This window comes from Curtobacterium sp. SGAir0471 (assembly GCF_005490985.1).
Classification (GTDB): Bacteria; Actinomycetota; Actinomycetes; order Actinomycetales; family Microbacteriaceae; genus Curtobacterium.
This window is the reverse complement of the sequence record NZ_CP027869.1, coordinates 2,571,382-2,593,525: the sequence shown is the minus strand read 5'-3', so window position 1 is coordinate 2,593,525 and position 22,144 is coordinate 2,571,382. Positions and strand designations below refer to the sequence as shown.

The following is a 22,144-nucleotide window of genomic DNA, read 5'->3' as shown; positions in this document are numbered from 1 at the left end:
GGTCCGCACGGTCGCGGTGGCCGCACCGCGCGGAGGACGCACCGACCGACGGACGGGAGGCGCGGTATCCGCCCGCCCTGCGCCTCCCGTCCGACGACGGCCCGCCTCCGATCCGTCGAACCACGTTCCCGACACCGAACCAGGCGACGTGGCTGGTTCGGTGTCGCTCCCGTGGTTCGACGCGACGCGACGCGACGCGACCCGCCGCGCGCAGCCCGCCGGCCGGTACCCCTCGCTCACGGACACCGCTCCGCCGGCGCGAGTACACCGGAGCCATGACCACGGAAGGAGTCAGCCATGCGCATCGGTAGTGCCGTGCAGTACGACCGGTACGGCGGGTTCGACGTCGTCGACCTCGTCCCGCAGGAACGTCCCGAACCCGGGCCCGGCGACATCGTCGTCGAGGTCGTCGCCGCCGGTCTCAACCACGTCGAGCGGTTCCTCCGCGAGGGGAAGCTGCGCGACCACATCGACCTGGAGTTCCCGGCGCACCAGGGCGTCGACTTCGCGGGCATCGTCCGCGCTCGCGGCGCCGAGGTCCGTGACCTCAAGGTCGGCGACGAGGTCATGGGACACGCCCCCGAGGGCGGCGCCCACGCGACCTGGGTCCGCGTGCCCCGCGGTGCCGTGGTGAAGAAGCCGGAGCACGTCGGGTGGGAGGTCGCGGGTGGCCTGTACCTGGCCGGCGCGACCGCCGCGACCATCGTGCGGAACCTGCGCCTCGGGCCGGACGACACCGTCGTGATCTCGGCCGCGGCCGGCGGCGTCGGACACATCGAGTGCCAGCTGGCGCACGACGCCGGTGCGACCGTGATCGCGCTCGGCAGCCCGCGGAACCACGACTACCTCCGGCAGATCGGCACCCTGCCCGTCGCGTACGGCGACGGCGAGGAGGACCGCATCCGCGAGATGGCGGCCGGCCGGCCGATCACCGCGTTCATCGACAACCACGGTGGTGGCGGTGCGGCGGACCTGGCTGCGCGGCTCGGTGTGCCGGCCGAGCGCCTCGTGACCTCCGAGCACCGCCGCGACGTCGAGATCCGGTTCCTGCGCGCTCCGGCCGACGACGAGGAGGCCCGCGACCTGCTGACCCTGCTCGCGAAGGCCGTCCAGGACCGTCGCGTGCAGGTGCTCATCTCGGGCTTCTACCCGTTCGAGTACATCGTCGACGCTTACGAGGACCTGGCCGAGATGCGGTCCCGCGGCAAGGTCGTCATCGGCATGCAGACCGTCGAGACCGGAGCCCGGCTCGACTGGTACCGCTCGGAGAAGGCCCGCGACCTGCGCGACCGGTACGCCGACCAGCGCGGGGCGGACACGGAGACGATGGCGGGCGGTTCGGCGAGCCCGAAGGCCTGAGCCCCCCGCGCCCGATCGGGCCCGGTCTCGTGCGGGAGGCCGGGCCCGATCCGTGCGCGGGGCCGGTGGGTCAGCTCAGGACGTCCTTGGTGGCGAACCGTCCGTACGCCAGTGCGCCGAACACGGCGACGTACCCGAGCTGCAGGACCGCGTTCGACCCGAACGAGTCGAACGAGATCGGGTCGCGGAGCAGGTCCCCGAACCCGAGCCAGCGGTGCGAGAACAGGAACGGGTGCAGCCAGTCGAGCTGGGGGAGCTGGTCGAGCACCTGGGACACCCCTGCGAGCACGACCGTCGCGGCCATCGCCCCGACCGGCACCGTCGTCAGCGTCGAGGCGAACAGCCCGATCGCGGCCAGGCCGAGCATCGACAGGGTCACGTACAGCGCCAGGAGCACCGCGCGGCCGGCGTACGACCAGCCACCGATCTGCGTCCCCGACAACAGGGTGACCGGCCCGATCGGGAAGAGCATCGCGCCCACCGCCGCGCCGACGAGCACGACGAGGAGCGTCGCGGCCAGGCAGAACGCCACGGCGCCCGCGTACTTGACGAGCACGAAGCGCAGCCGCCCGGTCGGCGCCACCAGCAGGTAGCGGATCGTGCCGTGGGACGCCTCGCCCGCGACGGTGTCACCCGACACCACCCCGACGGTGAGCGGCAGGAACAGCGGGATCGACACGGTCAGGGCGGTGAAGGCGACGAAGAGGCCGTTGTTCGTGATGTCGCCGAGGAACGCCGGGCCACCCCGGTCGCCGTCGGTCGTCAGGCGGACGGCGATCGCGATGAGCACCGGCACCAGGGCGAGCGCGCCGAGCATCGCCCAGGTCCGTCGACGGCGGAACACCAGGGCGAGCTCGGAGCCGAGCAGGGCGAACGGTCGTCTGGGCCGGCGCGCGGTGTCAGGCTGCGACATCGAAGCCCTCCCCGGTGAGCGCGACGAACAGGTCCTCGAGGGTGCCACCACCGAGCGCGATGCCCCGGACGCGGACGTCGGCACGGACGAGCGCCGCCGTCACGGTCTCGGGCTCGAGGTCGGCGGGCAGGTCCGCGACGAGGGCGTCCGAACCGGCGTCGCGTCGGGGGGAGAGCCCGATCCGGACGAGGACCGAGGAGGCCTCGCCGACGTCCGGGGTCCGCACGGTGACGGTCCGGCCACCGGTGGCGCGCAGGTCGTCGAGGGACCCCTGCGCCACGAGACGTCCGCTCCGCATCACGGCGGCGTGCGTGCAGACCTGCTCGATCTCGGCGAGCAGGTGGCTCGACACGAACACCGTGGTGCCGTCGGCGGCGAGCGAGCGGATGAGGTTCCGGACCTCGCGCGTGCCCTGCGGGTCGAGGCCGTTCGTGGGTTCGTCGAGCACGAGCAGCTCGCGCGGCGCGAGCAGGGCGTTCGCCAGCCCGAGGCGCTGCTTCATGCCGAGCGAGTAGGCGTGTGCCTTCTTGTCCGCAGCGTGGGTGAGCCCCACGCGATCGAGGGCGGCTGCCACGCGGTCCCGACGGGTGCGCGGGTCCGAGCTCGGGTCGGCGGCGTCGAACCGCTGCAGGTTCGCCCGTCCGGACAGGTACGGGTAGGCGGCCGGGCCCTCGACGAGTGCGCCGACGCGGGGGAGGACCTCGTGCAGTGCACCGGGCACCGGCTGGCCGAGCAGCTCGATCGTGCCACTCGTCGCCGAGGACAGTCCGAGGAGCATGCGGATCGTCGTGGTCTTGCCCGAGCCGTTCGGGCCGAGGAACCCGAAGACCGACCCGCGCGGCACGGCAAGGCCGATCCCGTCGACGGCCCGCTGCTTCCGGAACACCTTGACGAGCCCCTCGGTGCGGACCGCGAGCTCCGTCGCCGCGTCGGCCGACTGCCGTGCTGCCTCGCCCGGCTGCGGTGCTGCCATCACTTCGCGGCGGCGACCAGCGCGGACACCGGCACGGCACCGGCGAGCACCCGGCCGTCGTCCGTCAGGTACACCGAGACGAGCGACGTCTGCAGCGCCCGGCCGCCGTCGACCGGCTTCGTCAGCTGGTCGAGGAGTGCCGATGCGTCAGGGTCCCGGGTCGTCCGGTCGGAGTCACCGGTCGGCAGCTCGACGATGCTGTCCCAGCCGGACCCGGTCACCGTCGGCCGCACACCGGCACCCTGTGACTGCCCGTGCTGGCTCGGTCGGTGCTGACCCGCCTCGGAGAGGTCCTTCGTCGTGACGTCCGCGCCGGCCGGCGGCGTGAAGTCGAACAGTCGGGCGTCGGGTGCGCCGTAGTCGAGGCTCGTGAAGCCGACCTGGAACGCCGGGTCGTCCTGCCCGGCCGCCGTCACCGTGACGCGGAGCGGGAGCCCGGTCTGCTGGTCCACCGCCAGCCGGACGCTGCCGACCAGCGTGTCGTCGGACCTCGGCGTCAGGGTGACCTGCCACGCGTCGTGACCGGCGACGCGGACCATCGTCGGTGCGGAGACCCGGGTGCTCGGCGTGATCGCCGCCACCGCGCGCTCCGCAGCTTGCGCCGGCGTGGTCGCGCCGGCCGTGGGACCGTCGGAACCGGCGGGGAGCGTGAGGTGCACGGCCTTGCGCTCCTCCGAGTCCCACGTCCACACGTCGGACCCGTTCCGGACGACGTCCTGCTCGGCGAGCTGCTGCGTCAGCTGGAAGCGCTGTTCGTCCTTCCCGCCGACGTACAGGCGCGCGGTGTGCGACGCGGTGAGCAGTCCGAGGACGTCGGACGCCTCGCCCTCGAGCGAGGACCCACCGCTGCCCGAGGGGAGTTCCGGCAGGCCGAGGTCGCTCGTCTGCGAGAGCGTGCCCGAGTACTGCGCGTCCCGCGAAGAAGCGATGCTCGCGAGCACGTCCGCCGCGCTCGGGTCCGTGCCGGCGACCGGGTCGGCGGCGGCGTTCGCGATGACGGGTGCCGCGATCGCTCCGGCCACGACGACCGGAGCGATCGCGGCGGGCAGCCAGGCTGACTTCTTCATCGGGTCCCCTTCGGTGGTGCGGTGGGTGCACGGGCGGCGTCACCGTGGCGCGTCGGGTGCGCGAGAACCGTACGTCGCGCACCCGACAGCGCGCTGGGGATCCGCGCACTCAGCGGCCTGGTGCCACCGCGCCGTCGACGCCCACCGGCACCGACCCGTCGTAGCCGCAGATCGCCGCGACCTTCTCGGCGCTCGCGCTCGACGTGTCGAACTCGTACCCGAGCCACTCCTTCGCCAGCCGCCGTGCGAGCTCGAGCCCGATCACGCGCTGCCCCATGCAGAGGACCTGCGCGTCGTTCGACAGCACGGAGCGCTCGACGCTGAACGAGTCGTGCGCGGTCACCGCCCGGATGCCGGGGACCTTGTTCGCGCTGATCGCCACGCCGAGCCCGGTGCCGCAGACCAGGATCGCCCGGTCGGCCTCGCCGTCGGCCACCATCCGCGCCGCGTCGACGGCGACGTGCGGGTACGCCGTGTGGCCGTCGGCGTCCACCCCGACATCGACGACGCTCGCCACGCGGTCGTCCGCCTCGAGGTCACGCTTGATGACCTCCTTGTAGTCGAAGCCCGCGTCGTCCGAGCCCACCACCAACCGGTACGTCATGCGTCCACTCCTTCGCGTCGTGCGCGGACGGCGAGCACCTCGCCGATCCGCGTGAGGACCATCCCCATCGAGGTGGCGCCCGCATCGGGCGTCCCCACGCTCTTCTCGGCCAGCGGCCGGGCACGCCCGACCCTCGGCCGCAGGTCCGCCGTGGCCGCCGCCTGCTCGACCGCGACCTCGGCCGCCGCCTGCCACGCCTCCGCCGTGTCGGCGCCCTCGTCGACCCGGGACCGCAGCTCGTCGACGAACGGCAGCAGGGCGTCGAGCAGGGTCTTGTCACCACGGGACGCGCCACCGAGGTGGACGATCGAGTCCGCGAAGGCCTGGGCGGCCGCCACGACGTCGGACGCGTCCACGTGCTCGGTGTCGTCGCCGAGCGCGCGACCGAACGCCTCGAGTGCCGCACCCCACAGCACACCGGAGGTACCGCCGGCCGACGCGGCCCACGCCTCACCGGCACGGCCGAGGACGAAGGCGACCCCGGCCTCCCGGTCGGTCTGCTCGACGGCGCGACGGGCCGCACCGATGCCCTTCACCATGCCGCGGCCGTGGTCGCCGTCACCGGCGACCGCGTCGATGCGGCCCAGCGTCTCCTCCTGCTCGCGGAGCAGGACGTCCATCGCCTCGACGGCGACGCGTGCGGTCTCGGCGGCCCGCCGGGAGGCCCCGGTCGCCTCCGGCACGACCGTCGCCTCGGCGGCAGCCTCGGTGACGGCCGCGGCCGGTACGAGCGCGGCGACCGGGGCGGCGACCTTGCGGTACGCCGGCGTGTAGGCATCGGCGCGCCAGTACCGTTCGAGCTCGTCGTCGAGGAACTGCAGCGTCAGCGAGCACCCGCCCATGTCGAGGCTCGTGACGAGCTCGCCGACCTCGGGCTCGACGACCTCGAGCCCCGCGTCCTCGAGGAGGGGCAGCACCCGGCCCCAGAGCAGGAAGAGCTCCTCGTACTTCGTGTCGCCCAGGCCGTTGAGGATCGGCGCGACCCGCGGTCCGGAGCCCTCGGGTCGTTCGGCCAGCACACGCTCGACGAGCAGCGCGGCGAGCTCCCGGGCCGGCAGCACCGGGACGTCCTGGATGCCGGGTTCGCCGTGGATGCCGAGGCCGAGCCCGAGGTGGCGGTCGGGGACCGAGAAGAGCGGCTCGGTGGCGCCGGGCATGGTGCAGCCGGAGAACGCGACGCCGATCGTGCGGGTGGCGGCGTTCGCGGCGGTGCCGACGCGCTCGACCTCGTCCAGGTCCGCACCGGCGGCCGCGGCGGCACCCATCGCCTTGAACACCGAGAAGTCGCCGGCGATGCCGCGACGCTTCGTGACCTCGTCCGCGCTCGCCACGTCGTCGGTCACGACGACGATCCGGGTGTCGATGCCCTCGGCGCGGAGCCGCTCGGCGGCGAGCCCGAAGTTCATGGTGTCACCGGCGTAGTTGCCGAAGGACAGCACGACGCCGCGGCCCTGGTCGGCGGCCTTGGCGACCGAGTAGACCTGCGCCGCCGAGGGCGAGGTGAAGACGTTGCCGACGACGGCGCCGGTGGCGAAGCCCGGTCCCACGACTCCGCAGAACGCGGGGTAGTGCCCGGAGCCGCCGCCGACGATCACGGCGACCTGACGCTCGGCGCCGTCCGTCGGGAGTGCGACGACGCCGCCGTGCACGCCGCGGACGCGGTCGGCGTACAGGGCGAGCCAGCCGGCGAGCTGGTCCTCGGCGAAGTCCTCGGGGTCGTCGTGGATGGTGGTCATGGGGTTCGTTCCTGTCGTGCGGTGGACCGGGGTCCGGTGGATGGGGTCAGGATCGGGTCGGACGACCGGGTGCGTCGGTCGGGTGCGCGGGTCGGGTCGTGTCGGGGGACCGGGCGGCGGTGGGACGGCCACCGCCGCCCGTGGTCGGGTCGACGTGCGTCAGCGGGTGCCGCGGTGCGGGCGCCCCTGCGGCACGTCGAGGAAGTGGATCATCACGAACGCGCAGGCGTAGAGGCCGACGAACGTCCACGTGACCGCCTGGCCGCCACCGCCGAGTGCGAACACCGCGGCGACGACGCCGGTACCGAGGAACGCCGCGCCGCCAGCGGCCGTGGTGTACATCGCCATCGCGGCGCCCTTGTGCTCCGGAGCGAGCGCCGGCATGATCGCGCCCATCGGGACGAAGCCCGCGAGCAGGCACCCGAACACGCAGCCGGCGACGACCGAGAGCACGTAGCCCCAGTCCGACCCGGCGGGCACCAGCTGCGGCACGTACCACCAGGCCACGAGCCCGGTCGCGGAGCCGACGATGCCGAACCACTTGACGGTGCGCTGCCAGCCGATGCGGTCGCCGACCCAGCCGAACAGGGCGTTCACCAGGATGTTCGTCGCGTAGACGCAGACGGTCATGAGCAGCCAGCGGCTCTGGCCCCAGCCGCGGTCGTTCGCGATCACGGCGGGCAGCACGACGAACATGCCGAACTCGGGTGCGGTGTTGATCAGGCGGACCAGGAAGCCCATCAGGATCTTCGGTCGCGTCGCGGTGAGCCGGATGCCGCTCGTCAGGACCCGCCAGGCGCTCTCCCCGGCCGGCGCGATCCGCGAGAACCCGTTGGGCAGGCGGACGCCGAACAGCATGATCAGGAACCCGGCGACCACGAGGCCGATCGAGGCGATCATCGCGCCCGTCTCACCGACCGTGCCGCCGCCGAACACCGGGATCGCCCCGATGGCGAACAGGGAGCCGAGGGTCGGCAGACCACCGGTGAAGGCGACGTAGAACCACCCCACCGCTGCACCGTTGCGCTCGACCGGCGTGGTGATGTTCACCCACACCAGGAAGGCGAACGCGAACAGCGGGTAGCCGAAGCCGCGCAGGGCGTAGGCGACGGCGGCGAAGGGCACGCTCTCGACGTTCAGCGCCAGCAGGAAGAGCACCTCGAAGACCACCCAGACGGCGAACCCGAGGATCATCACCCGGCGCGGCCCGATCAGGTCGGAGAGGGCGCCGGAGACGTAGCTGCCGATGAGCGCGGCGAGGCTGTAGAACGTCACGATCGTGGCGACGGTGGCCTCGGGGCTGCCGAGGACCGCGACCATGTGCGGCGTGATGAAGTTCGACTCGACGCCGTTGCCGGTCATGAAGACGAGCACGGCGACGAAGCCGAGGGCGAGCGGACGGGGGATGCCCATCCGGTCGAGTCGGCCCTCGGGGCGGGCGGCGGTGGTCGTGGGCGCGGTGGTGGTGCGCGCGGTCGTCGTGGACATCGCGGGACTCCTCGGCGCTCAGGCCCGCGCAGCGGACGCGGTCGGGGCGGACGTGGTGGGCGCCGAGAGCGACGGGATGATCGACACCTTGACCGACGCCCCGGCGGAGTCGCCCACCAGGTCGAGGGCCTGCTGGAAGTCCTCGAGCGGGAACTGGTGCGTGCAGATCTCGTCCATCGGCAGGGTGCCCGACTCGAGCAGCTTGATCGCCGCCGGCCAGGTGTGCGGGCCGAGGTGGGCGCCGCGGACGTCGAGCTCCTTGTCGTCGGAGATGATCGACCAGTCGACCGAGACGGCGTCCTTGAAGACCGAGTACTCGACGAACGTGCCGAGCTTGCGGAGCAGGTTCAGGCCCTGGGGCACCGCGGAGGGGTGCCCGGTCGCCTCGATGTAGACGTCGGCGCCGTAGCCGTCGGTGAGTTCCTTCACCCGGGCGACGGCGTCCTCCTGCGCGATGTTGATCGTCAGGTCTGCACCGACCTTGCGGGCGAGCGCGAGCTTGTCGTCGACGACGTCGAGCGCGATGATCCGCAGCGGGTTCTTCTGGCGGGCACCGGCGATGGCGGACAGGCCGATCGGGCCGGCGCCGGCGATCACCACGGTGTCGCCGAACCTGATGTCGCCGCGCTCGACGGCGTGGAAGGCGCAGGACAGGGGCTCCGCGAAGGCGGCGACCTGGCCGGGCAGCGCGCGGTCGACGGGGTGGGTGAGGGCCTTCGCCGGGACGAGCACGTACTCGGCCATGGCGCCGTCGAAGCCCTTGAACCCGAACATGTCGTGGACGGCGCACATCCAGTAGGCGCCCTCGAGGCAGTACCGGCACTCCCAGCACGGGACGATCTGCTCGCACGCGATCCGGTCGCCGAGCGTCACACCGCGCTTGGCGAGTGCGGCGTCGTCACCGGCGACGATCGTCCCCACGAACTCGTGGCCGGGGATGCGGTCGGCTTCCGCCCATGCCGGCCGGTTCTCGTCGCCCCAGAACTTCGCCGCGCCGTGGTAGCACTTCAGGTCGCTCGCGCAGATGCCGACGGCGTCGGTGCGGAGCAGCAGTTCGCCCGGCCCGGGCTGCGGCACCGGGCGTTCCTCGAGCCGGTAGTCACTCGGGCCGTGGACCACGACGGCACGCATCGTGTTCGGGATGTCGGGGTGCGCGTCGCCCTGCGCCGGGGTCTCGGTCGTCGTCGTCGACATGTGCTGGTCCTCCGTTGGTCAGCCGGGCGGTGCGCCCGTTCCGATGGTTCGGCGATGACTGTACACGGTTGGGAACAGATGTCCAGAACACAATTTCTGCTATCGTTCCGACACCACCACCCCACATCGCAAGGGAGCGACCATGACCGACGCCGTCGACAGCGCCACCGCCACCGGAACCGCCAACGACACCGACTTCGCCGCGGCCCTGCGGCCCGGTCCCCGGACCGTCGACCTGACGAACGACCTGACCGGCCGGACAGCGGTCGTGACGGGCGGTGCGTCCGGCATCGGGAACGCGATCGCGAAGGCCTTCGCCTCCCGCGGTGCCCGGGTCGCCATCGTCGACGTCCGGGCCGACGCCTCGGCAGCTGCCGCCGCCGAACTGCCCGCCGTCGCCGCCGGGGACCACCTCGGGCTCGCGTGCGACGTCACCGACGACGGCTCCGTCGCGGCGGCGGTCCAGCAGGTCGTCGACGCCGCGGGGTCGATCGAGGTGCTCGTGAACTGCGCGGGCATCGTCGCGCTCGACGCCGCCGAGGACCTCGACGCCGGTGCGTGGGCGCGGACGCTCGACGTCAACCTGACGGGCACCTTCCGGCTCGCGCAGGCGGTCGGGCGGCACATGCTCGCCGCCGGCACCGGGCGCATCGTGAACATCGCGTCGCAGGCGGCCCACGTCGGCCTCGACCGGCACGCCGCCTACTGTGCGTCGAAGGCCGGTGTCCTCGGCCTGACCCGCGTGCTCGCGCTCGAGTGGGGTGGGCGCGGGGTCACGGTCAACACCGTCTCGCCGACGGTCGTGCTCACCGACCTGGGTCGTGCGGCCTGGGCGAACGAGGCGGGCATCCGGCACCAGGACGAGATCCCGACCGGCCGCTTCGCGACCCCCGCCGAGATCGCCGCCGCGGTGCTGTTCCTGGCGAGCGACGGTGCCGCGATGGTGAACGGTGCCGACCTCCGCGTGGACGGCGGGTTCACGATCCGGTGACCCTCGGTCGGACTACGATCCGAGTGTCCGACCGATCCGAAGGGTCCAGCGAGCATGTCCTCCGAGAGCACCACCGGCGCCGAGGGGTCGCGGGCCCGTTTCCCGCTGGACACCGTCTACCAGGCGGCCCGGATGTACTACCTCGAGGACGCCACCCAGGTCGAGATCGCCTCGCGCCTCGGGGTCTCGCGCCCCACGGTCAGCCGGCTGGTCGCCGAGGCGCGCCGCGCCGGTCTCGTCCGGATCGACGTCGTGGACCCCTTCCAGGACGAGACCGTCGCGCTCGCCGAACGGCTGCAGGTCGTGCTCGGGCTGCGCGCCGTGCACCTGGCGGCCGTGACGCACCAGGCGACGCTCGGCGCCGACCTGGCCGCCCCGATCGCGACCGCTGTCGAGGGGATGGGGCTCACCCCGGGCGACGCGGTCCTGGTGTCGTCCGGTCGGACGGTCTACGACGTCGCGCAGACCGGGATGCCACCGCTCGCGGGGGTGCAGCTCGTCCCCACCGTCGGCGGGCAGGCGGACCCGATGCCGTGGTTCCAGACGAACGAGATCACCCGGACGGCCGCCGAGCACTCCGGCGCGATCCCGGCGTTCCTGTTCGCGCAGGCCCTGCCGTCGGCCGCCATGCGGGCCTCGCTCGACGAGGACCCCGCCTTCCAGCACGTCGTCGGCCTGTGGGGGCGGGCGAAGGGTGCGATCCTGGGCGTCGGCGCACCGACCCCCACACGCGATGCCCTCGCGCGGGGGATCCCGGTCGAGGACGCCGTGTTCGACCAGGCCGCCGGTGACGTCTGCCTCAACTTCTTCGCCGCCGACGGGTCGCCGATCGAGTTCCCGGGCAGTGAGCGCATGGTCCGGACCTCGCGCGAGGTGCTCGCGGGCGTCCCGCACGCGGTCGGCGTCGCCGTCGGGTCGGCGAAGGTGCCGAGCATCATCGGCGCCGTCCGTGCCGGCATGATCAACGAACTGGTGACCGACGCCGCGACCGCGCGCGCCCTGCTCGACGCACTCGCCTGAGCCGCGAGGCGACCAGGGGCGGACGGGAGGCGCGGTGCGGGCCGGCACCGCGCCTCCCGTCCGTCACCCCGTGCGGTGGGCGGTCCGGCGCACGTCCCACAGGTGGTGCACCGGGTCGTGCGGGTAGTAGGTCGCGAGGGTCGTGACCGTGAAGGCGCTGCCGTCCGAGCGCCGCCCCGTCCGTCCGACGGCGCCGTCGGGGACGGCGGCGAACGCGGCCGCCGCGTCACGGGCCGCATCGGTGAGCTCCCGGGCGACGACCGCCGGGTCCTGCTCGCCGTAGCGGTCCTGGACGGCGGTGGCGTCCTGGTCCCAGTTCGGGAAGGCCGGGTCGTCCTCGGCGAGCACGAGCCGGAGCCGTTCCGTCATCTTCCGGTGGACGTCGCGGACGTGCGCGCCGTACTCCAGTGGCGACCACGTGCGGTCGTCGGGGCGCTGCCGGACGTCCGGACGGGCGAGCTGCTCCGGCCACGCGGCAGCGTTCTCGGCGATCACCGACGGGACGTCGCGGAACGCCAGGGTCGCACCGTCGAAGCCGCAGTCGGGGCACGCGGTCCCGATCACCCAGGTCCAGTTCTTCGTGTCCGGTTCGATCGCCACGGGGCAGACGTTACCGCCTCGTGACCTCCGGGCCGATCGGCACCGTCGTGCGGATCGGGCGTGACCCCCGTCCGGGTGACACGCCGGTACCTGTGAATCCCCGGCCAGTGACATGTCGGTCGCTCGGTACCGTTGCTGGCTGTTCCGGACCGGTACCGATCGGCCCGTCCCCACCACGAGGAGATCGCGTATGGGTTCCGACCCCAGCAGTACCACCGCCCGAGCGCCCCGACGTCTGCGGGTCAGCGACGTCACGGTGGTCGACAAGAGCATGATGCGCCGGGCCGTCAGCGGGATGGTCGTCGGCAACACGATGGAGTGGTACGACGTCGGGGTCTACGGCTACCTGGCGGTCACGATGGGCAAGGTGTTCCTGCCCACGGCCGAGCCGTCGGTGCAGATCCTGTTCAGCCTCGGCGTGTTCGCGGCGACCTACGTGGCGCGGCCCCTGGGTGGCATCGTGTTCGGGCGGCTGGGGGACCGGCTGGGGCGGCAGAAGGTGCTCGCCACGACGCTGATCCTGATGGCGTCGTCGACGTTCCTGATCGGAGTGCTGCCGGCCTGGTCGACCATCGGTGCGGTCGCCCCGGTCGTGCTCGTCGTGCTGAAGCTCGCGCAGGGCTTCTCGACCGGTGGCGAGTACGCCGGTGCGACCACGTTCGTGACCGAGTACGCACCCGACCGTCGACGCGGCTTCTTCGCGAGCATCCTCGACTTCGGCAGCTACATGGGCTTCGCGCTCGGCGCCACCGTGGTCACCGTGCTGCAGGTGACGCTCGGCGACGAGACGATGACCGCGTGGGGCTGGCGCCTGCCGTTCCTGCTCGCCGGCGTGATCGGCGTCGTCGCGATCTGGTTCCGCCTGCGCATCGAGGAGTCGCCGGTCTTCCAGGCCACGCAGGCCGCACAGGAAGCTGCCGCGTCGGACCGCGAGGCCGCCGAGGGCGGTCGGCCCGCCAACGTGCTCGTGATGATCCGGGACCACTGGCGCCCGATCGTCATCGCGATCATGCTCGTCGGTGCCTCCAACACGGTCGGCTACGCGCTGACCTCGTACATGCCGACGTACCTGACCGACTCGCTGGGGTACTCGGCGATCGACGGGACGCTCCTCACCATCCCCGTGCTCGTGCTGCTCGCGGTGATGCTGCCGGTCGCCGGTCGCGTCTCCGACCGCATCGGTCGTCGCACCGTGATGTGGATCGGTGCCGGCACCACGGTCGTGCTCGCCGTCCCGGCCTTCCTGCTCATCGGCCACGGCGCGCAGTGGTCGACCCTGGCCGGACTCGGGCTGCTGGCGCTGATGACCGCCCTGTGGGTGTCGAACCAGGCGGCCTCGTTGCCCGCGCTCTTCCCGACGTCGACCCGGTACGGGGGCATGGGTTTCGCCTACAACATCGCGATCGCGGTGTTCGGTGGGACGACGCCGCTCATCGTGCAGGCGCTCCTGACCGCGACCGGCGACCAGCTCGCGCCCGCGTACTTCCTCGTGGCGATGAGCATCGTCGGGGCGATCGGCGTGTTCTGCATGCGGGAGTCGTCGCAGCGGCCGCTCCCGGGGTCGATGCCCGCGGTGGAGTCCGAGGCCGAGGCGCGCGAGCTCGTGCTCACGCAGGACACCAACCCGAACCTCGACCTGGGCGACCTGCCCTTCGCGGCGCACGACGGGATCGCGGAGACCGCCCGGCGCTGAGGCCGCCCGGCGCCGATCGTCCCGGGCATCGGTCGTCTGGGGCGTGAGGCGCGGGGCGTGGGGCGTGGGGCGTGGGGCGCGGCGCGCGCTCTGCGACATGGCACTCGTCGATCGACGCGTGCAGTGTCGCAGCGCGGTCAGTCGTGCCGGTACTCGTGCGAGGGGTCGAGCGCCGGCCACACCGGGAACGGGTCCGGCCACCGACGCCAGACGTCCGGCCCGGCGAGCAGCTCCTCCGACGTGAGGAGTGCGCCGTCCAGCGCGCGTTCGATCGCGTGCACGTCGAGGCGCTCGCCGACGAACCAGATCGCCTGCCCTACCGGTGCGTCCTCGTCCCATGACGGGTTCGCGGTCGGGTCCAGCGCGAGCATCGCGCCGAAGCTCGACCACGAGCCGACGTGGTCCGGCCGGGACGCCAGGCGGACGAACCCCTTCGAGCGCAGGACCCGCCCGTTCGCGCCCGCGGCGAGGTCGTCCGCGATGACGTCGGCGAGTCGCCCGGGGTGGAACGGCAGCGGCTCGCGGTACCGCATCGTCACCAGGTCGTCCCGCGGCCCTCGCCCGGTGTCGGTCCGACCGGCGTCGCTCGACAGTGCGCGCATCCAGCCGGCGCCGGAGGCCAGCAGGCGGGCGGCGCCGCCGTTCGACGCCGGCAGGTCGAGCGGCCCCCTGACGGCGGGTGCCGCGACGATCGCCGCCTGCGGGGCCATGCGGTGGAGCAACGCCACGAGCGCCCGACGACGACGGCCGGAGAGTGGCTCGAGTCGGTCGAGCGCGACCACGGTCGCGTACTCGACGAGGGCCACCACGCGCTCTGCGGCCACGAAGGCATCGTCCACGTCCGACCAGAGCAGGTGGGCGACGTCGTCCGCCCGGAGCACGGCGACCACGTGGCGCAGGACCCGGTCGTCGCCGGTCTCCGAACGTGCGGCGTTCGCGAGGAGCATCCCGACCGCGCGGACGTCCACCTCCGGCGCGAGCGTGACGACGAGGTCGTGGTCGGCGTCCGGTCCGCACACGCGGTCGAGCTGGTCGCGCCGCGCGGCGATGCCCCTGGCCGCCGCGAGGGCATCGCCCTGGACGTGCATCCGGTGGCCGCTGCCGATCCGGCGCGCGACGCGGACTACGTCGGCATCGTGCAGGGCGGTGACGAGGGTGGTTGCTGCAGGGCGCATGTCGGGTAGCCTACATGACAACCGTTCTCAACAAGGGGTCGGTACAGGAAGGAGACCCGTGAAGGTCCGCAACTCGCTCAAGGCGCTCAAGAAGATCCCCGGCTCGCAGATCGTGCGACGCCGCGGCCGCGTGTACGTCATCAACAAGCGGGACCCGCGGTGGAAGGCCCGCCAGGGGTAGGTCACCGCGGGTCCGTAGGGTGGGGCGCATGCGACTCCTGCTCATCCGGCACGGCCAGACCCCTGCGAACGTGGACGGCGTGCTCGACGCCGAAGTACCCGGCCCCGGGCTCACCGAGCTCGGGCAGCAGCAGGCGGACGCCCTGCCCACGGCCCTCGCCGACCGCGGGATCGAGCGGTTGTTCGTCTCGTCGATGGTCCGAACGCAGGTCACCGCCGCGCCGCTCGCCGCCGCGCTCGGGACCGAACCCGTCGTGCTCCCCGGGCTGCGCGAGATCGAGGCCGGGGACCTGCAGGGCAAGCGCGACCGGACCTCGGTGCAGCTGTACATCTCGACCGTGCACGGCTGGTCGGCGGGGGACCGGGCGAGCCGGATGCCCGGGGCCGAGAGCGGCGAGGAGTTCTTCGCGCGCTACGACGACGCCGTGCGGCAGATCCTCGGCACGGGCGTCGAGGTCGCTGCGGCGTTCAGCCACGGCGCGGCGATCCGCACGTGGGCCAGTGCGGCGGCGCAGAACACCCCCGACGAGTTCGGGACCAAGCGGCACCTCGAGAACACCGGGATCGTCGAGGTCGAGGGGTCGTTCGAGGACGGCTGGCGCCTGGTCGACTGGGAGGGTGAGCCCGTCGGCGGCGAGGACCTGATCGACCGGACGGCGCAGGACCCGACCGGCGACGCGTTCTGACGTTCGCGACGCCTGCTGAGACGCCGGCGTCGACGCGAGACGCCCGCGGTTGGGCGAGACGCCGCCGGATTCGGCGGCGTCTCGTCGGGACGGCGTCGTCTCATCGAGATGGTGGCGTGCGCGGCGGGCGCGACGGACGAGTTCGGGACCACACGACGGACGGGAGGCGCGGTGCCGGCCGGCACCGCGCCTCCCGTCCGTCGGGGGCCGCGTGGACTACGCGGGCTGCGCCGTCGTCGTGTGCAGCGGCACGATCACGCCGTGCGACTCGCGCAGGACGTCGAGAGTGCGCTGGACCTCGTCCGCGCGCTCCTCGGTGCTCCAGCCCAGGGTGTCTGCGAGCACGTCGGCCAGCTCGTCGAGCAGGTCGATGGTGACCCCGCCGACGAAGGCCAGGTTCGTGCGACGGAGCACGACGTCGACCAGGTGCACGGCCTGCTCGTGCTCGGCGAAGTACGCGACCTCGGCACGGGTGAGCGACGGGTCCGACTCGAGCGGTTCGACCGGGCCGTCGGTCAGGACGTCCACGACCTCGGCGGCACGGGTGCCGTAGCGCTCGAGCAGGCCGTCGACGAGCTGCTCGTCGAGACCGTCCCGGTGCGACTTGATCCACAGCGCACGCTGCGCGTCGGTGGTCGGGAAGTCCTTGCCACCGCCGATCGGCATGCCCGTCGTGTCGACCTTCCGGGCGACGCCGAGCTTCGTCGTGACGTCGCTCGACAGGTGCGCGGCCAGGGCGCGGAAGGTCGTCCACTTGCCACCGACGAGCGAGAGCACGGTCGTGCCGGGCAGCCCGGCGATCGGGGTGTCGACGATCCGGTAGTCGCGGGAGACGAAGCCGGGGGCGGTGTCCTCGTGACGGGGGAGCGGGCGGATGCCGGAGTAGCGGTAGACGATGTGGTCGCGGTCGAGGGCGATCTGCGGGAAGACGTGCTTCACCAGCCCGAAGAAGTAGTCGACCTCCTCCTCGGTGCAGACGGCAGGCTGCGACGGGTCGGCGTCGATGTCGGTCGTGCCGATGAGCACCCGGCCCTTCAGCGGGTAGATGAGGACGATGCGGCCGTCGTTGTTCTCGAAGAACAGCTCGCGGCCCTTCGTCGCCTCGAGCAGCTCGTCGTTCTGCACGACGATGTGGGAGCCCTTCGTGCCGCCCATGAACTTCGTCTCGCCGCCGAACGCCTGGTTGGTCAGGTCGGTCCAGGGGCCGGATGCGTTCACGACGACGTCGGCGGTGAACACGAAGTCCTCACCGGTCTCGCGGTCGCGCAGCACCACGCCGCCGTCGCGGGTACCGGCGGCCTCGACGTAGTTGACCGCACGGGCGGACGCGGCGCTGCCGGCGCCCGTCGCCGCGGCGAGGCCGTCCTTGAGCACGTCGAGCGCGAGGCGCTCCGGCTCGTGCACCGAGGCGTCGTAGTAGGTGCCCGTGTACTTCAGGTCCTTGTTGAGCGCCGGCATGTCGGCCAGCGCCGCCTTCTTCGTCAGGAAGCGGTGCTTCGGCACCGAGCCGCCGTCCCGCGAGAAGGAGTCGTAGATCGTCATGCCGATCTTGATGAGGGCCGCGCCACGCTCCTTGGTCGAGCGCTGCTTGTGGGTGAGCATGCGCAGCGGGGCGTTCATGATGCCGGAGAACGTCGAGAAGATCGGCATCGTCGTCTGCAGCGGCTTGACGTAGTGCGGGGCGATGCGGATCAGGCCGTTGCGCTCCTGCACGCTCTCGCGCACCAGGCGGAACTCGCCGTTCTCGAGGTACCGGATGCCACCGTGGATCATGTGGCTCGACGCGGCCGAGGCGCCGCCGGCGTAGTCGCCGCGCTCGACGAGCACGACGTCGACGCCCTGCAGGGCGAGGTCGCGGAAGGTGGCGATGCCGTTGATGCCGCCACCGACGATGAGGACCTGTGCGTTCGGGCGCTCGGTGAGCGCGCTGACCGTCTTCCGGGGCTGCGTCTTCTTCGACATGGTGCGTCGCTTCCTTGGTCGGTTCCGTGGGGACTCCCTCGATGGTGCTCCTGGGTGGAAGTGCGGGCAACTCGCGTGCACGAACGTGCAGCACACGTGTCGTGGCGGCGCGCGGGTGGCGGGACGGACGGTCGGGAGGCGCGACAGGGGTTGCAGAGGCCGTGCACGTCCGTGCATGGTTGCGTTCTACCGATCGGAGCACCATGAGCGACGCGGCTCAGCCGATGCGCACGCAGCAGGCGCTGCGCGCCGCACACCTCTACTACCTGCAGGACCTGACGATGGACGCCATCGCCGACGAGCTCGGGACCTCGCGGTCCTCGGTCTCGCGGCTGCTGAAGTTCGCCAGGGACACCGGGCTCGTCGACATCCAGATCCGCTCGCCCCTCGACCAGGCGGCCGCGCTCAGCCGGAACATCCGCGCCCGCTTCGGGGTGCACGCGCACGTCGTCCCGGTGCCGGACCACACGAGCGACGTCGACCGGCTCGAGCGGGTGGCGCTGTCCGCCGCGCGCATCCTCACGCAGTACGTCGAGTCGAACATGGTGATCGGCATCTCGTGGGGTTCGACCGTCAGCGCGGTCAGCCGGTACCTGGTGCCGAAGACCACGCACGGTTCCACCGTGGTGCAGATCAACGGCGCCGCGAACACCCGGACCACGGGCATCGTCTACGCGTCGGAGATCCTCCGCCGCTTCGGCGAGGCGTACGGCGCGTTCGTGCAGCAGTTCCCCGTGCCGGCGTTCTTCGACGACCCGGCGACGAAGGAGGCACTGTTCCGCGAGCGCTCGATCCGCCGCGTGCTCGACCTGCACGAACGCATGGACCTCGTCGTGTTCGGCGTCGGGGCCCCGCAGGCGCCGGTGCCCTCGCACGTGTACTCCGGCGGGTACCTCGACCCCTCCGACCGCGACGAGCTCTCCGAGGCGGGCGTCGTCGGGGACGTCTCGACCGTGTTCTACCGGGCCGACGGGTCGTGGAAGGACATCGGGGTGAACGCCCGCGCGGGTGCGCCTGACCTCGACACCATCAAGCGGGCGCCACGGCGGGTCTGCGTGGTGGCCGGCCGGTCGAAGGCAGCGTCCCTCCGGGGTGCGCTCGCCGCCGGGCTCGTCACCGACCTCATCCTCGACGAGAGCGTCGGGCAGGCGATCCTGCAGCCCTGAGCAGGGTGCCTCGGTCAGGTCGTGACCTACATGTCGGTGGTCCCCCGTAGGTTCTGGTGCATGGTGCCTTCTCACGAGAACCTCGGCCGGGTGGAATCCGACCGCACCACTCCGGCGACCCCGGACGGTCGGTCCTTCCGACGGATCACCGGGACCGACGTCGACGAGGCCCTGGCGTTCTTCACGGCCGACTACGACTTCCGGACGCCCCGCGTCCGTCGGACGGGTAACCGCCCGATGTGGGACTTCTCCGGGGTGGGCGACGACCTGCTCTCCCTGCGGTCGTCCCGCTTCCTGGTGGACCTCCGCACCGAGAGCGCGGTGGACGACAAGTTCCTGGTGGCCTGGCTCCGCGCCGGGTCGAGCACGCTGACGGTCGACGGCCGGTCGGTCGACCTCGAACCCGGGGTGCCGCTCGTGCTGCCCGACCGGTACGAGCTGCACCACCGGGACATCGGCCTCAACCTCGTCGAGCTCGACCGTGCGCACCTCCGGGCGCTCGTCGGGGACGACGCCTTCGCCTTCGACCCGCTCCGGCGTCCGACTGCCGAGGGCATGCGTGCCTGGCAGGCAGCGGTCCGCGAGCACACGCGGACCTGGCTCGGTGCCGACCAGGCGCTCACGCCGGCGGCTCGGCGGAGCATCGTCGACGCGTTCGCCGCCGCCGCGGTCGAGGCCTTCCCGCACCGTGAGCGCTGGCAGTCGACGGTGACCGGGAACGGTCCGGAGCACGCCCGACTGCGGCTGGCTCTCGAGTACGTGCACGCCCACGCGCGGGACCCCATCGGGACCGCCGAGATCGCAGCCGCCGCCGGGCTCAGCCCCCGTGGGCTGCAGCAGTCGCTCCGACGGCACCTCGACCAGACCCCGGGCGACCTGCTGCGCAGCGTGCGGCTCGACGGCGCCCGTGGGGACCTGGTCCGCGGTGATCGAGACGACACCAGCGTGGCGGACATCGCCCGTGCGTGGGGGTTCGGGCACCTCGGCCGGTTCTCCGCGACCTACCGTGCGCGCTTCGGGGAACTGCCGAGCGAGTCACTCCGAACGCGCTGATCGACCGGCTGCGGGAGGGGCCCCGATCGAATCTCGTGCGTCGGAATGCGCTCCGGTCATGCAGATGTTCGGCTGAAACGCTCCGGTAACGAACCGCGACGCATCGTGGAAGGGTCCTGCACCGCCCACGAAGGAGTCCGTGATGCTGATCGGCGTCCCCACCGAAGTCAAGAACAACGAGTACCGCGTCGCGGCCACGCCGGCGGGGGTCGGCGAGCTCGCGCTGCACGGTCACCAGGTGCTGGTGCAGTCCGGGGCCGGAGCCGGATCGTCCTTCTCGGACGACGAGTACCGGGCTGCGGGCGCCACCGTCGTCGCCACGGCCGCCGAGGTCTGGGAGCAGGCGGAGCTCGTCCTCAAGGTCAAGGAGCCGGTCGCCTCCGAGTACGCCTCGATCCGCCCCGGGCAGGTCCTCTTCACCTACCTGCACCTGGCGGCCGACCGCCCGCTCACCGATGCACTCGTCGCCTCCGGGGCGACCGCGATCGCGTACGAGACCGTGCAGCTGCCGGACCGATCGCTGCCCCTGCTGTCGCCGATGTCCGAGATCGCCGGCCGGCTGTCCGTGCAGGTCGGTGCGGACCAGCTCATGCGGACGAAGGGCGGCCGCGGGCTGCTCCTCGGCGGTGTCCCCGGGACGCCGCGCGGTCGGGTCGTCGTCATCGGCGGCGGGGTCGCGGGGGAGCACGCCGCGACGATGGCCCTCGGGCTCGGCGCCGAGGTCACGGTGTTCGACATCAGCCTGCCGCGGCTGCGCGCGCTCGACGCCCGGTTCGACGGGCGGATCACGACGCTGCGGTCGTCCTCGCACGCGATCGCCGACGCGCTGCGCGACGCGGACCTCGTCATCGGTTCGGTGCTCATCCCCGGAGCCTCGGCGCCGAAGCTCGTCACCGACGCCATGGTCGCGGACATGCGACAGGGATCGGTGCTCGTCGACATCGCCATCGACCAGGGCGGCTGCTTCGAGGGCTCGCGACCGACCACCCACGACGATCCGACGTTCCTCGTGCACGACGCCGTCTACTACTGCGTCGCGAACATGCCGGGAGCGGTACCGCGCACCAGCACGATCTCGCTGACGAACGCGACGCTGCCCTACGCCATCGCGATCGCCGACCGGGGGTGGGAGCAGGCGACCGCAGCGGACCCGGCGCTCGCGAAGGGCGTGAACGTGCACGCCGGCCAGGTCGTGAACGAGGCCGTCGCCGCCGCGCACGGCCTGGCGGCCGCCGCGCGCTGACGTGCGGCCGCGGCCGCGGCCGGCGGCGGCCGTGCGGCGCCGCGCCGCGCGCCGGCCGCCGCTACCTCACGCGCTGAGCGACAGTTCACGCGGGCTCCGCCCCGTGAACTGTCGCTCAGCGCGTGAAGTCGGCGCCGCGGCTACGCCGCGGGCGCGGGCGCCTGCGCGGCCGCGCCGCGCGAGCGCGCAGCCCAGCCGACGCGGGAGCGCACCACGAGGGTGACGACGACCGCGGCGGCGACCGCGACGACCGCCGTCACGGCCGTCGGCACGGACACGAGCGGGCCGTCGAGCCGTCCGACCGCGACCCACGCCAGTCCCCAGGACAGCGCGGCCGTCGGAGCGAGTCGTCCGCCGCCCCACACCGCGAGCAGCACCCCGACGAGTCCGGCGACCGCGGCGACGACCACGCCCCAGACGTCCTGTCCGAGCCCGAAGCCCCGGAAGCCCGCGGCCGTCAGCACCGCGGCGGTGTTCGCGGCGGTCGCGACGCAGACCCAGCCGAGGTAGAGCCCGAAGGTCCCGTCGGTCACGATCGCCTCGACGGTGCCCGAGGGCCGCGTCCGCCGCAGGACCGCGAACGCCCAGACGAGGACACCCAGCAGTGCGACGATGATCGGCTCGCTCGCCCACAGCAGCCCGAACTGCACGGACAGGATCCACGCGGCGTTGAGCAGCAGGGACAGCACCGCAGGCACGAACAGGCGGTCGTGGCGCTCGTCGTCGGCGGTGCGGAAGAACTGCCGCACGGTCCAGGCGATCAGGCCGACGTAGACGACGCTCCAGATCGAGAACGCCGGTCCGGCGGGGGCGATCGCGGTCGAGGACGCCGACAGGGCGCCGCCCGACGCCTCGGCGATCGGGGTCCCGCCCGCCGCTCCCGAGCCGACGAACGCGCCGACCACTGCCACGACGGCGCTCACGGCGACCGCGATGCGCTTCCAGATCTTCCTCATGTCCGCTCCGTTCGTCAGCATGCTGATGACCTGCACGGTAGGCCCGTCCGGTGCACCCCGTCGCAGCGCACGTCCAGGTGGTCGG

Annotated in this window: 20 protein-coding genes; 9 read left to right on the top strand and 11 right to left on the bottom strand. The window is 72.7% G+C overall.

What is annotated here, in order from left to right:
- Positions 1-297: 297 nt before the first annotated feature.
- Positions 298-1,359 carry an NADP-dependent oxidoreductase gene (locus C1N91_RS12065; RefSeq protein WP_137767900.1) on the top strand — a complete coding sequence of 354 codons (1,062 nt, stop codon included), beginning with the start codon at positions 298-300 and terminating at the stop codon, positions 1,357-1,359.
- Between the two features lie 70 nt (positions 1,360-1,429).
- Here C1N91_RS12065 and C1N91_RS12060 read toward each other — a convergent pair whose 3' ends face one another.
- From C1N91_RS12060 to C1N91_RS12030, 7 genes are all read right to left on the bottom strand, one after another.
- Positions 1,430-2,272, bottom strand: coding sequence for an ABC transporter permease (locus C1N91_RS12060; protein WP_137767899.1), 843 nt, complete (start codon positions 2,270-2,272; stop codon positions 1,430-1,432).
- Entirely contained in the window at positions 2,259-3,245 is a 987-nt protein-coding gene (locus tag C1N91_RS12055) for an ABC transporter ATP-binding protein (RefSeq protein ID WP_137767898.1), read from the bottom strand. The genes C1N91_RS12060 and C1N91_RS12055 overlap by 14 nt, the downstream gene beginning before the upstream one ends.
- Entirely contained in the window at positions 3,245-4,312 is a 1,068-nt protein-coding gene (locus C1N91_RS12050; protein ID WP_137767897.1) for a LolA family protein, read from the bottom strand. The genes C1N91_RS12055 and C1N91_RS12050 overlap by 1 nt, the downstream gene beginning before the upstream one ends.
- Before the next feature lie 109 nt (positions 4,313-4,421).
- Positions 4,422-4,916 (bottom strand): ribose-5-phosphate isomerase, encoded by a 495-nt coding sequence (locus tag C1N91_RS12045; RefSeq protein WP_137767896.1) that lies wholly within the window; start codon positions 4,914-4,916, stop codon positions 4,422-4,424.
- Positions 4,913-6,652 (bottom strand): dihydroxyacetone kinase family protein, encoded by a 1,740-nt coding sequence (locus C1N91_RS12040; protein ID WP_137767895.1) that lies wholly within the window; start codon positions 6,650-6,652, stop codon positions 4,913-4,915. Before C1N91_RS12040 ends, C1N91_RS12045 begins: the two co-directional genes overlap by 4 nt.
- Before the next feature lie 159 nt (positions 6,653-6,811).
- Positions 6,812-8,140 (bottom strand): MFS transporter, encoded by a 1,329-nt coding sequence (locus C1N91_RS12035; RefSeq protein WP_217496428.1) that lies wholly within the window; start codon positions 8,138-8,140, stop codon positions 6,812-6,814.
- Between the two features lie 18 nt (positions 8,141-8,158).
- Positions 8,159-9,334: a zinc-binding dehydrogenase gene (locus C1N91_RS12030; protein WP_137767894.1), complete on the bottom strand. Its 1,176-nt coding sequence runs from the start codon at positions 9,332-9,334 to the stop codon at positions 8,159-8,161.
- A 142-nt stretch (positions 9,335-9,476) separates the two neighbouring features.
- Between C1N91_RS12030 and C1N91_RS12025 the strand changes: the two genes are divergently transcribed.
- On the top strand, positions 9,477-10,325 hold the full coding sequence (locus tag C1N91_RS12025) for a GolD/DthD family dehydrogenase (protein ID WP_137767893.1): 849 nt from the start codon (positions 9,477-9,479) through the stop codon (positions 10,323-10,325).
- Positions 10,326-10,379: 54 nt separating this feature from the next.
- The gene (locus C1N91_RS12020; RefSeq protein WP_137767892.1) at positions 10,380-11,345 is read left to right on the top strand and encodes a sugar-binding transcriptional regulator; all 966 of its coding nucleotides are present in this window, start codon (positions 10,380-10,382) and stop codon (positions 11,343-11,345) included.
- A gap of 63 nt (positions 11,346-11,408) precedes the next feature.
- On the opposite strand, the gene C1N91_RS12015 is transcribed toward C1N91_RS12020, so the two are convergent.
- Positions 11,409-11,945, bottom strand: a complete 537-nt coding sequence (locus C1N91_RS12015) for a DinB family protein (RefSeq protein WP_137767891.1) — start codon at positions 11,943-11,945, stop codon at positions 11,409-11,411.
- A 190-nt stretch (positions 11,946-12,135) separates the two neighbouring features.
- On the opposite strand from C1N91_RS12015, the gene C1N91_RS12010 reads away from it, so the two are divergent.
- Entirely contained in the window at positions 12,136-13,638 is a 1,503-nt protein-coding gene (locus C1N91_RS12010; protein WP_137767890.1) for an MFS transporter, read from the top strand.
- A 137-nt stretch (positions 13,639-13,775) separates the two neighbouring features.
- Here the strand turns inward: C1N91_RS12010 and C1N91_RS12005 are convergent, their stop codons facing one another.
- Complete coding sequence (locus C1N91_RS12005) at positions 13,776-14,813, bottom strand: GTP-binding protein (protein ID WP_137767889.1); 1,038 nt, start codon at positions 14,811-14,813, stop codon at positions 13,776-13,778.
- A 58-nt stretch (positions 14,814-14,871) separates the two neighbouring features.
- Between C1N91_RS12005 and ykgO the strand changes: the two genes are divergently transcribed.
- Positions 14,872-14,994, top strand: a complete 123-nt coding sequence (ykgO, locus tag C1N91_RS12000) for a type B 50S ribosomal protein L36 (protein WP_058743312.1) — start codon at positions 14,872-14,874, stop codon at positions 14,992-14,994.
- A 28-nt stretch (positions 14,995-15,022) separates the two neighbouring features.
- The gene (locus C1N91_RS11995) at positions 15,023-15,679 is read left to right on the top strand and encodes a histidine phosphatase family protein (RefSeq protein WP_137767888.1); all 657 of its coding nucleotides are present in this window, start codon (positions 15,023-15,025) and stop codon (positions 15,677-15,679) included.
- 216 nt (positions 15,680-15,895) lie between these two features.
- Here C1N91_RS11995 and C1N91_RS11990 read toward each other — a convergent pair whose 3' ends face one another.
- Positions 15,896-17,641, bottom strand: coding sequence for a glycerol-3-phosphate dehydrogenase/oxidase (locus tag C1N91_RS11990; protein ID WP_137767887.1), 1,746 nt, complete (start codon positions 17,639-17,641; stop codon positions 15,896-15,898).
- 203 nt (positions 17,642-17,844) lie between these two features.
- On the opposite strand from C1N91_RS11990, the gene C1N91_RS11985 reads away from it, so the two are divergent.
- The 3 genes from C1N91_RS11985 to ald all read left to right on the top strand — a co-directional run bounded on the left by C1N91_RS11985 (position 17,845) and on the right by ald (position 21,103).
- Entirely contained in the window at positions 17,845-18,807 is a 963-nt protein-coding gene (locus C1N91_RS11985) for a sugar-binding transcriptional regulator (protein WP_254678239.1), read from the top strand.
- Positions 18,808-18,867: 60 nt separating this feature from the next.
- On the top strand, positions 18,868-19,860 hold the full coding sequence (locus tag C1N91_RS11980; RefSeq protein ID WP_175416008.1) for a helix-turn-helix transcriptional regulator: 993 nt from the start codon (positions 18,868-18,870) through the stop codon (positions 19,858-19,860).
- 142 nt (positions 19,861-20,002) lie between these two features.
- Positions 20,003-21,103, top strand: coding sequence for an alanine dehydrogenase (gene ald, locus C1N91_RS11975; protein WP_137767885.1), 1,101 nt, complete (start codon positions 20,003-20,005; stop codon positions 21,101-21,103).
- A 140-nt stretch (positions 21,104-21,243) separates the two neighbouring features.
- On the opposite strand, the gene C1N91_RS11970 is transcribed toward ald, so the two are convergent.
- On the bottom strand, positions 21,244-22,059 hold the full coding sequence (locus tag C1N91_RS11970; protein WP_137767884.1) for a tryptophan-rich sensory protein: 816 nt from the start codon (positions 22,057-22,059) through the stop codon (positions 21,244-21,246).
- Positions 22,060-22,144 lie beyond the last annotated feature (85 nt).

What these genes read in the sequence shown, in the direction of transcription:
- C1N91_RS12065 (WP_137767900.1), top strand. Translation starts at nt 298, where the DNA reads ATGCGCATCGGTAGTGCCGTGCAGTACGACCGGTACGGCGGGTTCGAC.
- C1N91_RS12060 (WP_137767899.1), bottom strand. Translation starts at nt 2,272, where the DNA reads ATGTCGCAGCCTGACACCGCGCGCCGGCCCAGACGACCGTTCGCCCTG.
- C1N91_RS12055 (WP_137767898.1), bottom strand. Translation starts at nt 3,245, where the DNA reads ATGGCAGCACCGCAGCCGGGCGAGGCAGCACGGCAGTCGGCCGACGCG.
- C1N91_RS12050 (WP_137767897.1), bottom strand. Translation starts at nt 4,312, where the DNA reads ATGAAGAAGTCAGCCTGGCTGCCCGCCGCGATCGCTCCGGTCGTCGTG.
- C1N91_RS12045 (WP_137767896.1), bottom strand. Translation starts at nt 4,916, where the DNA reads ATGACGTACCGGTTGGTGGTGGGCTCGGACGACGCGGGCTTCGACTAC.
- C1N91_RS12040 (WP_137767895.1), bottom strand. Translation starts at nt 6,652, where the DNA reads ATGACCACCATCCACGACGACCCCGAGGACTTCGCCGAGGACCAGCTC.
- C1N91_RS12035 (WP_217496428.1), bottom strand. Translation starts at nt 8,140, where the DNA reads ATGTCCACGACGACCGCGCGCACCACCACCGCGCCCACGACCACCGCC.
- C1N91_RS12030 (WP_137767894.1), bottom strand. Translation starts at nt 9,334, where the DNA reads ATGTCGACGACGACGACCGAGACCCCGGCGCAGGGCGACGCGCACCCC.
- C1N91_RS12025 (WP_137767893.1), top strand. Translation starts at nt 9,477, where the DNA reads ATGACCGACGCCGTCGACAGCGCCACCGCCACCGGAACCGCCAACGAC.
- C1N91_RS12020 (WP_137767892.1), top strand. Translation starts at nt 10,380, where the DNA reads ATGTCCTCCGAGAGCACCACCGGCGCCGAGGGGTCGCGGGCCCGTTTC.
- C1N91_RS12010 (WP_137767890.1), top strand. Translation starts at nt 12,136, where the DNA reads ATGGGTTCCGACCCCAGCAGTACCACCGCCCGAGCGCCCCGACGTCTG.
- C1N91_RS12005 (WP_137767889.1), bottom strand. Translation starts at nt 14,813, where the DNA reads ATGCGCCCTGCAGCAACCACCCTCGTCACCGCCCTGCACGATGCCGAC.
- C1N91_RS11995 (WP_137767888.1), top strand. Translation starts at nt 15,023, where the DNA reads ATGCGACTCCTGCTCATCCGGCACGGCCAGACCCCTGCGAACGTGGAC.
- C1N91_RS11990 (WP_137767887.1), bottom strand. Translation starts at nt 17,641, where the DNA reads ATGTCGAAGAAGACGCAGCCCCGGAAGACGGTCAGCGCGCTCACCGAG.
- C1N91_RS11985 (WP_254678239.1), top strand. Translation starts at nt 17,845, where the DNA reads ATGAGCGACGCGGCTCAGCCGATGCGCACGCAGCAGGCGCTGCGCGCC.
- C1N91_RS11980 (WP_175416008.1), top strand. Translation starts at nt 18,868, where the DNA reads ATGGTGCCTTCTCACGAGAACCTCGGCCGGGTGGAATCCGACCGCACC.
- ald (WP_137767885.1), top strand. Translation starts at nt 20,003, where the DNA reads ATGCTGATCGGCGTCCCCACCGAAGTCAAGAACAACGAGTACCGCGTC.
- C1N91_RS11970 (WP_137767884.1), bottom strand. Translation starts at nt 22,059, where the DNA reads ATGAGGAAGATCTGGAAGCGCATCGCGGTCGCCGTGAGCGCCGTCGTG.